Here is an 11305-nt window from a genome sequence, read left to right on the forward strand (position 1 = left end):
ATGTCGATCTCGTTGTCGAAGTGGCCGATGTTGCCCACGATCGCCTGGTGCTTCATCTTGGCCATGTCGGCGGCCATGATGATGTCCTTGTTGCCCGTGGTCGTGATGAAGATGTCGGCCGTCTCGACGACATCGTCGAGCGTCGCGACCTGGTAGCCGTCCATGGCCGCCTGGAGCGCGCAGATCGGGTCGATCTCGGTGATGATCACGCGGGCGCCCTGGCCGCGCAGCGACTCCGCGCAGCCCTTGCCGACGTCGCCGTAACCGAAGACGACCGCGGTCTTGCCGCCGATGAGGACGTCGGTGGCGCGGTTGATGCCGTCGATGAGCGAGTGGCGGCAGCCGTACTTGTTGTCGAACTTCGACTTGGTGACGGCGTCGTTCACGTTGATCGCCGGGAAGAGCAGGGTGCCCTCGGCCATCATCTCGTAGAGGCGGTGGACACCGGTGGTGGTCTCCTCGGTCACGCCGCGGATCTCGGACGCGAGCTGCGTCCACTTCTGCGGGGACTCGCCCAGGGTGCGGTTGAGGAGGGTCAGGATGTGGCCGTACTCCTCGGAGTCCGCCGTGGAGGGGTCCGGGGCCGCGCCGACCTTCTCGAACTCGACGCCCTTGTGGACGAGGAGGGTGGCGTCGCCACCGTCGTCGAGGATCATGTTCGGGCCGCCGGTGGGGGTGTTCGGCCAGGTCAGCGCCTGCTCCGTGCACCACCAGTACTCTTCCAGCGTCTCGCCCTTCCAGGCGAAGACGGGGACGCCCTGCGGGTTGTCCACGGTGCCGTTCGGGCCCACCGCGATGGCGGCGGCCGCGTGGTCCTGGGTGGAGAAGATGTTGCAGGAGGCCCAGCGGACGTCGGCGCCGAGGGCGACGAGGGTCTCGATGAGGACGGCGGTCTGCACGGTCATGTGCAGGGAGCCGGTGACGCGGGCGCCGGCCAGGGGCTGGGCGGCGGCGTACTCGCGGCGGATCGACATCAGGCCGGGCATCTCGTGCTCGGCGAGGGTGATCTCCTTGCGCCCGAAGACGGCGAGGGAGAGGTCCGCGACCTTGAAGTCGGTGAATGCGGCAGTCATGTGGATGCTGCTCCTCGTGGGTCGAGAGGTTGGGTACGGCTGAGCCGCGCACCGCCCGCAGGGGTGGCGCGCATCGAGCTCAGTCCGTCGGGGGTCCTCTCTCCCCTCGGCCGGTCCCAAGGACCGCCCGACCGCCATCAGCAGCGACGCCTGACACTGATGACGAATCTACACCGATCGGCGGAGCGTGGCTCGGACGACCGGAGATCAAGTCCCGTCTTGGCTTCAGGCCATCTGGCGGAACACTTCAGGGCCTTTCGGACTTTTGATGCACCCCCTACATGTTGCAGGATGCCGGTGGGTCGGGTCTTTTGCGCGATCCCGCTTACGAAGGCGTGAGGAGATTCCAGTGACCAGTCCGGCAGGCGCTCCTGGCAGCGGAGGCGAGAGCGGGCAGAAGCCCGTGAAGTTGGTGGCAGTCACCGCGTGCCCCACGGGCATCGCGCACACCTACATGGCCGCGGAGAAGCTCCAGCAGGCCGCCGACCGGCTCGGTGTGCGGATGAAGGTGGAGACCCAAGGCTCGATCGGGGCCGAGAACGTGCTCTCTGACAACGATGTCAGGGAGGCGGACGCGGTGATCATCGCCGCCGACAAGGAAGTCGACCGCGAGCGCTTCGCCGGCAAGCGGGTCCTGTCCACGGGCGTCGCGGACGGCATCCACCGGCCGGAGGAGCTGATCCAGCGGGCGCAGAGCGCGCCGGTGCAGTCCGGGACCGCCGCGGGCCCGGGCGGCGGCGGTGGCGGGGGCGGCGGCGGCAAGGAGCGCAGCCAGGCGTACAAGGCGCTGATGAACGGCGTCTCGCACATGATCCCGTTCGTGGTCGTGGGCGGTCTGCTGCTCGCCGTGTCCCTGTCCCTGGGCGGTCACGCGGACCCCAAGGGCGGACTGGTCATCCCCGAGGGGACCTTCTGGTACTACGTGAACGCGCTCGGCGTCACCGGCTTCAAGCTGATGCTGCCGATCTTCTCCGGCTACATCGCCTACGCCCTGGGTGACCGGCCGGCCCTCGTACCCGGCATGATCGGCGGCTTCCTGGCCGCCGACGCCGTGCACATCTACGGGGCCGACGCGAACGCGGGCTTCCTGGGCGCCATCGCGACGGGCTTCCTCGCGGGCTACCTGGTCGTGTGGATCAAGAAGGTCAAGGTCCCCAAGGCCATCCAGCCGATCATGCCGATCATCGTGATCCCGATCCTGTCGACCCTGGCCCTGGGCCTGTTCTACATCTACGTGATCGGGCAGCCGATCTCCTGGCTCTTCACGCACCTGACCAGCTGGCTGAACGGCATGACCGGCTCCAGCGCGATCGTGCTGGGCACCCTGATCGGCCTGATGATCGCCTTCGACATGGGCGGTCCGGTCAACAAGACCGCGTTCCTCGTCGCGGTCGGCCTCATCGGCACCAACAACCACGTCATGGGCATGGCCGCCGCGGCCATCCCCGTCATGCCGCTCGGACAGGGCCTGGCCACGCTGCTGCGCCGCAAGCTCTACGACGACCAGGAGCGGGAGACCGGCCTCGCCGCCCTGTTCATGGGCTTCTTCGGAATCTCCGAAGGCGCGATCCCCTTCGCCGCCGCCAGGCCCGCCCAGGTCATCCCGGCGAACATGCTGGGTGGTGCGGTGGCCGGTGCGATCGCCGGTGTGGCCGGGGTCCAGGACTCGGTGCCGCACGGCGGTCCGATCGTCTCGCTGTTCGGTGCCATCAGCGGGGTCGCCATGTTCTTCGTGGCCATCGCGGTCGGTGCGCTCGTGACGGCGCTGACGACCAACGCCCTGATCGAGTTCAAGCAGCGCCGGGAGGGCGCGGCGGGCGGCTCGCCCGTCCTCGCTCCGGAGCCGGTCCTCGTCGGCGCGGGTGCGGGCTCCGGGGCCGGGACGGCCGTACGGGCGCGGGCCGCGGCCGCGGCTCCCGTCGCCGCGGCCGGGAAGCCCGAGGTGCTGTCCGGATACCTGACCGAGCAGACCGTGAGGACGGAGCTGGCCTCGGACGCCAAGGAGGCCGCGATCCGCGAGATGGCGGAGATGCTGGCCACCACCGGCAACGTCCGCGACGTGGACGAGCTCGTACGGGTCGCCCTCGCCCGGGAGGCGCAGGGCACGACGGGCCTCGGCGAGTCGATCGCCATCCCGCACGCCAAGACGGACGCCGTGACCCGCCCGACGGTGGGCTTCGCCCGGTCCGACGCGGGCATCGAGTGGGGCGCGCTGGACGGGACGAAGGCCCGGCTGATCTTCATGATCTCCGTACCGGAGGCCGCCGCCGGGGACGAGCACCTGCGGATCCTCGCGCTGCTGTCGCGCAAGCTGATGGACACCGGGTTCCGGGAGCGGCTGCAGGCCGCCCCGGACGAGCAGGCGATCCTGGACGTGCTGCGCGAGATCCAGTAGCCGCAGCCCTTCCGCGCCCCCTCGGGCCCCGTACCCCACCTCGGTGGTACGGGGCCCGAGTGCGCTGCGTACGCTTCCCTGCCGGACGGGACGTATCGGTGAGGGGAACGGGCATGGAGCGGGATCAGCGCAGGCCGGGGCGGCGGAGAGGGATCTGGGCGATAGCACTGCTGGTGCTCGGCGCGGTGCTCTTCGTGGGGGCGGGCGCCGGGGTCCGGTTCTTCCTCTCGGACGATTACTCGCACCAGGTGATCCCGGGGAAGTCGATGCAGCCGGCCTACTCCCCCGGTGACGAGGTCTGGTTCGGGCGCGTGGCCCCGCGGGAGATCCGGCACGGGGACGCGGTGCTCGCTACGCCGCCGGCTTCGTGGCAAATCGGCGGGGACGTCTTCAAGCGGGTGATCGCGCTGGGCGGGGACCACCTCTCCTGGGCCAAGGGCGACGCCACCCTGATGCTGAACGGGAAGCCCCTCGTCGAGCCCTATGTGAAGGACCCGGCCATGCCTGCGATGGCTCCCTTCGACGTCACCGTGCCCGAGGGGCGGATGTTCGTGATGGGCGACAACCGCGTGGACTCCCTCGACTCCCTCGTCATGGCGGGCACCTACGGAAACGACGGGACCCTTCCGCTCTCGGCCGTTCGGGGGGTCACGAGGGACATGCCGACCGAGGTGCTGATCCTCTGGGTACTGGGTGCGCTGGGCGGAAAGGCCTTCCTCGTCGGCGGCGGGCTCGGCATCGCCTCGCTGGAGGCGCGGCGGCGGGCGGCGAAGCCCGCGCGGAACGCGGTGGCCGCCGGCTCCATCCACGAGGCCTCGGCGAGCGGCTGACTCGCTGTCGCGACGCGTCGAAGCCCCCCTGCGCCTGCGCAGGGGGGCCTCGACGTGCCGTACGAATCCCGGTCAGTGCCCCGGGTTGGTGCCCTTCGCGGCGGCCTCCGCGTTGTAGATGTCCGGCTCCAGGTAGATCACCCGGGCGATCGGGACGGCCGCGCGGATGCGGGCCTCGGCGGCGTTGATGGCGTTGGCCACCTCGATCGCCGTGTCGTCGCTCTGCACGGAGATCTTCGCGGCGACCAGCAGTTCCTCGGGGCCGAGGTGCAGGGTGCGCATGTGGATGACGCCGGTGACCACGTCGCCGTCGACGACGGCCGCCTTGATCTTCTCGACTTCCTCGGTACCGGCGGCCTCGCCGAGCAGCAGGGACTTGGTCTCGGCGGCGAGCACGATGGCGATGACGATGAGCAGGACGCCGATGCACAGGGTGCCGATGCCGTCCCAGATGCCGTTGCCGGTCAGCAGGGCGATGCCGACGCCCGCGAGGGCGAGGACCAGGCCGACGAGGGCGCCGAGGTCCTCCAGGAGGACGACGGGCAGCTCGGGGGCCTTGGCGCGCTTGATGAACTGGCCCCAGGTGAGGCTGCCGCGGATCTCGTTCGACTCCTTGATCGCGGTGCGGAAGGAGAAGCCCTCCGCGATGATCGCGAAGACGAGGACGCCGACCGGCCAGTACCAGTGCGAGATCTCGTGCGGCTCCTTGATCTTCTCGTAGCCCTCGTAGATGGCGAACATGCCGCCGACGGTGAACAGCACGATGGAGACGAGGAACGCGTAGATGTAGCGCTCGCGGCCGTACCCGAAGGGGTGTTGCGGAGTCGCCTCGCGCTGGGCCTTCTTGCCGCCGAGCAGCAGCAGGCCCTGGTTCCCGGAGTCGGCCAGCGAGTGGACGCTTTCCGCGAGCATCGACGAGGAGCCGCTGAAGACGAAGGCCACGAACTTGGCTACAGCGATGGCCAGATTGGCGGCGAGTGCCGCCACGATCGCCTTGGTACCGCCCGACGCGCTCATGGTTGCGATGTGTCCCTTCCTCGGTGCGGCGCCCCGGTCCGGGGCGCCGCGTCACGGCCGCAGATTCTCACAGCCACCGGTAGGGACGGTACGTCAGACCACGACGGTGGCACGGAAGACGGTGCCGGTACCGGACAGTTCGGCCTTCTCTCCCGCCGGGACGAAGACCGACTCGCCGGGGACCAGCGTCAGTTCGCCGGACTTCGGTGAGGCGGCCTTCGGGGTGCCCGCCGTGCAGAGCAGGATCTGCGGGGTGGTGTCCGGGAGGACCCGCGGGGCGGCGCCGGGGGCCAGGACGAAGCGGGAGAGCCGGAACTCGTCGATGGGGGTCTCGTAGACCTCTTCGCCGTTGCCCTCGGGGCGCAGGACGCCCGGGTCGCCCGGCTCGAAGAGGGTGATCTTCAGCAGCTCGGGAACGTCGACGTGCTTGGGGGTGAGTCCGCAGCGCAGGACGTTGTCGGAGTTGGCCATGAGCTCGACGCCGAGTCCGTCGATGTAGGCGTGCGGGATGCCGGCGCCGAGGAACATGGCCTCGCCGGGCTGGAGTTGCACGTGGTTGAGGAGCATGGCGGCGATGACGCCCGGGTCGCCGGGGTAGTGGTGCACCAGGCCGGCGTACGGGGCGTACGGGCCACCGAGCCGCTGGGCGGCGGCCGCGGCCTCGGCGACCGTACGGGCCATCTCGGCGCGGTCGGCGGTCAGGACGGCGGTGAGCACCTCGCGCAGGGCCTTGTCCTCGGGGTGGGCGCGCAGGAGGTCGGCGTAGGGCTTGAGGGAGTCGACGCCGAGGCCTTCGAGGAGTTCGGCGGCCTCCAGCGGCGGGCGGAATCCGCACAGCCCGTCGAAGGGGGTGAGGGCGCAGACCAGCTCGGGCTTGTGGTTGGCGTCCTTGTAGTTTCGCTCGGGCGCCTCGATCGGGACTCCGCGCCGCTCCTCGTCCTCGAACCCGGCCCTGGCCTGGGCGAGATCGGGGTGGACCTGGAGGGAGAGCGGGGCGCCGGCGGCGAGGACCTTGAAGAGGAAGGGCAGCCTGGGGCCGAACTTGGCGACGGCGGCGACTCCGAGTTCGGCCTCGGGGTCGGCGTCGATGAGGTCCGACAGAGCGGTCTCGCCGGTTCCGCGGTCGAGGCGGGAGGGGGCGCCGGGGTGGGCGCCCATCCACATCTCGGCCTGGGGTTCACCGGTGGGGGCGACTCCGAGGAGCTCGGGGATCGCGGTGGTGGATCCCCAGGCGTAGGGGCGGATCGTGTTCGTGAGGCGGTCCATCGGTGGTCTTCCTGGGTGAGAGAGATGCGGGTATGCGTCTCAGCTGTGTCCCCCGGAGGCCAGCGCCAGGTAGGCGGTGGCGAAATCCGTGACGGCGAGGAGTTCGGCGAGCTGTTCCAGCTCGGTGCCCTCCTCTGGTTCGATCTCGCTGATGGCCGTGTCGTGGCTGTGGGCGAGCTCTCGTGCGGCAGGAGCGGCTGTCAGTCCGCCTGCGGGCCGGTCGCGCAGCAGGACGACGCGTGCGCGGAGGGCCTGCGGTTCTTCCACTCGGTCGCGGAAGAAGTCGTCGGGGTCGGCGCCGGCGGCGAAGGCGCCGGCGAGCAGGACTCCGTGGGCCGGCAGGGCCTCGGGGAGGTCGGCGGCCAGCGCGGGGCGGCCGGCGAGCTCGGCGAGGGTGGCGGCGAACCGGCGGCCCGCGGGTCCGGCGGCGGCTCCCTCGCTCCAGATGAGCGGGAGGGAGTCGGCGAGCTCGGACGCGAGGGTCTTGGCCGGGTTGGAGTAGGTGGCGATGGCGGGGCCGCAGCGCTCGGCGGTGCGGTCGAGCCGGTCGGCGACGAGCTGGAGGGTGTCGGGGGCGGCGGTGACGAGGCCGACCTTGTCGAGGAGCACCAGCAGCGGCGTGAGCAGGGCCCACAGAGCTCCGGGCCCGGCCGCGGCGGATTCGTCGTACTCCTGGTACGGGGCCCTGGCCATCGGTACGAGGAGCCCGTGCGCGCCGTCGATGGCCTCGCTCAGCGGCGAGCGCTCGGGCGCGACGGCGACGACGGTGGAGCCGCGCCGGTAGGCCTGCTCGGCGAGGACGGCGAGGCCGGGCTCGGTGCCGTCGGTGGTGGCGATGAGCAGCAGGTCGACGGGGCCGGCCCAGCCGGGCAACGCCCAGCGCAGGGCGCCGGAGGCGTGCGCGACGCCGGTCGGGTGCAGCCTGATGACGGGCGCGGAGGCGCCGGCGAGCGCTCCGAGCAGGTCGGCGACCCCGGTGGCGGCGGTCCCGGGCCCGGCGATCAGGACCGCGCGGGGGCGGCCGTCGGGGCGCAGGTCGCCGAGGCCCGCCTCGGCGGCGTGCCGGGCGGCCGTGCGCACGCGGGCTCCGGCCTCGGCGGCGCCGCGGAGGAGGCCTCGGCGGTCGGCGCGGGCGAGATCGTCAGGTGCGTCGAGGAGCGGCTCGTCGAGCATGGCGGCCTCCGGCTGTGTGGGTGACGGAACCTGTGTGGTGACGGAACCAGTCTCAGCTTTTGCGCGGGGTGGCGGTAGGAGGCTCAGGCGGGGCGGCGCGCCTCGTCCACGAGGAGCACCGGGATGCCGTCGCGGACCGGGTAGGCGAGACCGCAGTCCTGGCTTCCGGTGCAGATCAGCTCGGGGGCCGTTTCGTCCGCCGACTTGTCCTCGAGGGGCGAGTGGCAGGCGGGGCAGGCGAGGATCTCCAGGAGGCCGGCTTCGAGCGGCATGTGCGGTTCCCTTCGGGGATGTGGATCGGGCCTGGTCAGCCTACCGCCGAGTCACCTCCGGTGCGGGCTGGAGGTGACTCGGCGGTCGATGCGGATCGGGTGCGGCGCCGTTGCCGGGGCTCCGCCCCGGACCCCGCGCCTCAAACGCCGGCGGGGCTGAAAGATCGCCTCAATCGCCGGCGGGGCTGATGTGCCCGCCGGCGGGGCTGGTTCTGCCCGGCGCCGGGTTCAGGCGCGGATGAGTGCCAGGACCTCGTCGCGGACCTTGGCCAGGGTGGTGGTGTCGCGGGCCTCGACGTTCAGGCGGAGCAGGGGCTCCGTGTTGGAGGCGCGGACGTTGAACCACCAGTCCTCGCCGGTCGCGGTGAGGCCGTCGAGCTCGTCGAGGGTGACGCCCGGGGCCGAGCCGTAGGCGGCCTTGACGGCGGCGAGGCGGCCCGCCTGGTCGGCGACGGTGGAGTTGATCTCGCCGGAGCCCGCGTAGCGGTCGTAGGAGGAGACCAGGCCGGAGAGGGCGCCGTCCTGGCCGCCGAGGGCCGCGAGGACGTGGAGCGCGGCGAGCATGCCGGTGTCCGCGTTCCAGAAGTCCTTGAAGTAGTAGTGCGCCGAGTGCTCGCCGCCGAAGATGGCGCCGGACTTGGCCATCTCCTCCTTGATGAAGGAGTGGCCGACGCGGGTGCGGACCGGGGTGCCGCCGTTCTCGCGCACGACCTCGGGCACCGACCAGGAGGTGATCAGGTTGTGGATCACGGTGCCGGTGCCGCCGTTGCGGGCCAGCTCGCGGGCCGCGACCAGGGCGGTGATGGCGGACGGGGAGATGCCCTCGCCGCGCTCGTCGACGATGAAGCAGCGGTCGGCGTCGCCGTCGAAGGCGATGCCGAGGTCGGCGCCCTCGGCCTTCACGCGGGCCTGGAGGTCGACGATGTTCTTCGGGTCGAGGGGGTTGGCCTCGTGGTTGGGGAAGGTCCCGTCCAGTTCGAAGTACATGGGGACGAGGTCCAGCGGGAGGCCCTCGAAGACGGTGGGGACGGTGTGGCCGCCCATGCCGTTGCCCGCGTCGACGACGACCTTGAGGGGGCGGATGCCGGTGAGGTCCACCAGGCCCTTGAGGTGGTCGGCGTAGCCGGTGAGGGTGTCCTGCTCGGTGACGGTGCCCGGGGTGGTGCCGGCGGGGACCTCGGGGGCGCCCTCGTCGCTCCAGCGCTCGACGAGCTCGCGGATGGCGGAGAGGCCGGTGTCCTGGCCCACGGGTGCGGCGCCGGCGCGGCAGAGCTTGATGCCGTTGTACTGGGCCGGGTTGTGCGAGGCCGTGAACATCGCGCCGGGCAGGTCCAGCTTGCCGGAGGCGTAGTACAGCTGGTCGGTGGAGCACAGACCGATCAGGGTGACGTCGACGCCGCGGGCGGCCGCGCCGCGCGCGAAGGCGGCGGACAGGCCGGGCGAGGAGGGGCGCATGTCGTGACCGATGACGATCGCAGTCGCTCCGGTGACCTCGACGAACGCGGCACCGAACAGTTCGGCCAGCGGCTCGTCCCACTCGTCCGGTACGACACCTCGTACGTCGTAAGCCTTGACGATGTTCGAAAGATCGGTGGCCACTGCCTGCCCTCCTGAAGGTGATGTGCGGTGAGGCAAACCTACCGTGGGCACCGGGCGTCTTATCGGACGATCGGAGTGTCAGGAGTCCGGCGAGCGCAGGACACGGAGGTGTCCGCGGCGCGTCTCTCCGGTGTTGTGACCGCCCTGACCTGCGCCGCCGCCGGCCTCGGCCGCGCGCTCGGGGGGCCGCGCGGCTTCCCGTACGGCGTTGGCGAGGGCTTCGAGGTCGTCGCTGGTGGGGCGGGAGGGCGCGGAACCGTCGGTGAGGCGTACGACGTCCCAGCCGCGCGGGGCGGTCAGGCGCTCCGAGTGCTCGGCGCACAGGTCGTAGCAGTGGGGTTCGGCGTAGGTGGCGAGCGGGCCGAGAACTGCGGTCGAATCGGCGTAGACGTACGTCAGTGTCGCGACGGCAGGGCGGCCGCACGCGGTGCGCGAACAGCGACGTACAAGGCTCACGACGTTGGACGGTACCGCACTCTTGACCGGGCCGCGACGACTCCCCCGCCGGGCACTCTCCCGTGTCGGCCGATCGCCCCCGCCCGGGCGGGGCCGAACGGGCCGAGCGGTCTCGGGGAAGTGGGGCGCGGAGGCGTGCCCCGCTTCCCCGGGACCGCTTACGCTGCGGGGGTGACGGACAGCACTCTGCCTCCCCCTCCCCCCTCCCTGCCTTCCGCTTCCCTGCCCGGCGGCTCCGGGGGCGGTGAGCCCCGGGTGCGGCGGCGCGACCGCCACGGTCGGGGGATGCGCGGGCCGGTGGCCCCGCCGCAGGTGCCGCTGTCGGCGAGCCGGTCGGAGCTCTTCGGCGACCTCGTACGGGACTCCGTGGAGCGGCTGGAACGGCGCTGGCCGCAGCTGGCGGAGGTGGAGTTCCTGGTCGGCGACGTGCCCGGGCCGCCGGGCGGGGCGGACGCCGGGTGGAACGACGAGGCGGTGCCGCTGGGCGCCCTGGCCGAGGCCGGGGGCGGGCGGCCGGCCCGGATCGTGGTGTTCCGGCGGCCGGTGGAGATCCGGACCAAGTCGCGGGACGAGAGGGCGCTGCTCGTGCACGAGATCGTGGTGGAGCAGGTGGCGGAGCTGCTGGGGCTGTCCCCGGAGACGGTGGATCCGCGGTACGGGCAGGACTAGGCCGGCAGGACTGGGCCGGCCTGACTAGGCCGGGCTGACTAGGCCGGGCTGACTAGGCCGGGCGGCCCTGCCACGGGAAGGGTGCGAGGTCGGGCTCGACCCAGGTGGTGCGGGCCTCGGGCGCGGCGAGGGTTCCGGGGCGGTAGAAGCGCGCCAGCAGGTCCTTGTCGAGCAGGTCCGGGTTGCGGTCGGCGAAGGCGTCGAAGTCCTCCGCGTCCCCCGCGGGGGCCCGGGTCGCGTGGTGGCCGACGAGTTCGACCCAGGCGCGGGTCAGGGTCGCGTGGTACTTCTGCGGGGCGCCGGCGGCGGTGGCCGTGCGCTGGATGCCCTCGGCGACCAGGGTGGCCGCGGAGGGGACGCCGTGGCGGCGGACGGCCAGCCAGGTGAGCTGGACGTGCTGGCGGTGGCCGAAGCGGTCGGCGGTGGCCATGACCTCGGCGAACATCTCTTCGAAACCCATCCGGACACGGTACGCCGCCGTGGGCGTGCGGTGCCGTGTCCGGCCGGCCGTGGTGGCCCTGCGGGCGGCCTTCCCCTACCCGCCCTTCGCCCGTT

General features: G+C 71.9%; 11 protein-coding genes. 3 read left to right on the forward strand and 8 right to left on the reverse strand.

Going from position 1 to position 11305, the window contains the following annotated elements; all coding sequences use genetic code 11:
* Positions 1 to 1073 (reverse strand): adenosylhomocysteinase (locus ACWGDE_RS29895; protein ID WP_453392155.1); only part of this gene is annotated, 1073 nt, incomplete at its 3' end.
* Between the two features lie 349 nt (positions 1074 to 1422).
* Between ACWGDE_RS29895 and ACWGDE_RS29900 the strand changes: the two genes are divergently transcribed.
* On the forward strand, positions 1423 to 3468 hold the full coding sequence (locus tag ACWGDE_RS29900) for a fructose-specific PTS transporter subunit EIIC (RefSeq protein ID WP_453392156.1): 2046 nt from the start codon (positions 1423 to 1425) through the stop codon (positions 3466 to 3468).
* Between the two features lie 113 nt (positions 3469 to 3581).
* Complete coding sequence (gene lepB / locus ACWGDE_RS29905; RefSeq protein WP_453392157.1) at positions 3582 to 4298, forward strand: signal peptidase I; 717 nt, start codon at positions 3582 to 3584, stop codon at positions 4296 to 4298.
* 72 nt (positions 4299 to 4370) lie between these two features.
* Here the strand turns inward: lepB and ACWGDE_RS29910 are convergent, their stop codons facing one another.
* The 6 genes from ACWGDE_RS29910 to ACWGDE_RS29935 all read right to left on the reverse strand — a co-directional run bounded on the left by ACWGDE_RS29910 (position 4371) and on the right by ACWGDE_RS29935 (position 10081).
* Positions 4371 to 5315 (reverse strand): cation diffusion facilitator family transporter, encoded by a 945-nt coding sequence (locus ACWGDE_RS29910; protein WP_453392158.1) that lies wholly within the window; start codon positions 5313 to 5315, stop codon positions 4371 to 4373.
* Between the two features lie 93 nt (positions 5316 to 5408).
* Positions 5409 to 6581, reverse strand: coding sequence for a mannose-6-phosphate isomerase, class I (gene manA, locus ACWGDE_RS29915; RefSeq protein WP_453392159.1), 1173 nt, complete (start codon positions 6579 to 6581; stop codon positions 5409 to 5411).
* Between the two features lie 39 nt (positions 6582 to 6620).
* Positions 6621 to 7754, reverse strand: coding sequence for an SIS domain-containing protein (locus ACWGDE_RS29920; RefSeq protein ID WP_453392160.1), 1134 nt, complete (start codon positions 7752 to 7754; stop codon positions 6621 to 6623).
* A gap of 83 nt (positions 7755 to 7837) precedes the next feature.
* Positions 7838 to 8026 carry a Trm112 family protein gene (locus ACWGDE_RS29925; protein ID WP_453392161.1) on the reverse strand — a complete coding sequence of 63 codons (189 nt, stop codon included), beginning with the start codon at positions 8024 to 8026 and terminating at the stop codon, positions 7838 to 7840.
* Positions 8027 to 8254: 228 nt separating this feature from the next.
* The gene (locus ACWGDE_RS29930; protein ID WP_453392162.1) at positions 8255 to 9625 is read right to left on the reverse strand and encodes a phosphomannomutase/phosphoglucomutase; all 1371 of its coding nucleotides are present in this window, start codon (positions 9623 to 9625) and stop codon (positions 8255 to 8257) included.
* A gap of 78 nt (positions 9626 to 9703) precedes the next feature.
* Entirely contained in the window at positions 9704 to 10081 is a 378-nt protein-coding gene (locus ACWGDE_RS29935; protein ID WP_453392163.1) for a DUF3499 domain-containing protein, read from the reverse strand.
* 171 nt (positions 10082 to 10252) lie between these two features.
* On the opposite strand from ACWGDE_RS29935, the gene ACWGDE_RS29940 reads away from it, so the two are divergent.
* Positions 10253 to 10750: a metallopeptidase family protein gene (locus ACWGDE_RS29940; protein WP_453392164.1), complete on the forward strand. Its 498-nt coding sequence runs from the start codon at positions 10253 to 10255 to the stop codon at positions 10748 to 10750.
* Between the two features lie 52 nt (positions 10751 to 10802).
* Here ACWGDE_RS29940 and ACWGDE_RS29945 read toward each other — a convergent pair whose 3' ends face one another.
* Positions 10803 to 11210 carry a hypothetical protein gene (locus ACWGDE_RS29945; protein WP_453392165.1) on the reverse strand — a complete coding sequence of 136 codons (408 nt, stop codon included), beginning with the start codon at positions 11208 to 11210 and terminating at the stop codon, positions 10803 to 10805.
* Positions 11211 to 11305 lie beyond the last annotated feature (95 nt).

Source organism: Streptomyces sp. NPDC054956 (genome assembly GCF_053609185.1).

Coding starts and splice junctions, on each gene's coding strand:
- ACWGDE_RS29910 (WP_453392158.1), bottom strand. CDS start 5,315: ATGAGCGCGTCGGGCGGTACCAAGGCGATCGTGGCGGCACTCGCCGCC.
- ACWGDE_RS29945 (WP_453392165.1), bottom strand. CDS start 11,210: ATGGGTTTCGAAGAGATGTTCGCCGAGGTCATGGCCACCGCCGACCGC.
- ACWGDE_RS29925 (WP_453392161.1), bottom strand. CDS start 8,026: ATGCCGCTCGAAGCCGGCCTCCTGGAGATCCTCGCCTGCCCCGCCTGC.
- lepB (WP_453392157.1), top strand. CDS start 3,582: ATGGAGCGGGATCAGCGCAGGCCGGGGCGGCGGAGAGGGATCTGGGCG.
- ACWGDE_RS29920 (WP_453392160.1), bottom strand. CDS start 7,754: ATGCTCGACGAGCCGCTCCTCGACGCACCTGACGATCTCGCCCGCGCC.
- manA (WP_453392159.1), bottom strand. CDS start 6,581: ATGGACCGCCTCACGAACACGATCCGCCCCTACGCCTGGGGATCCACC.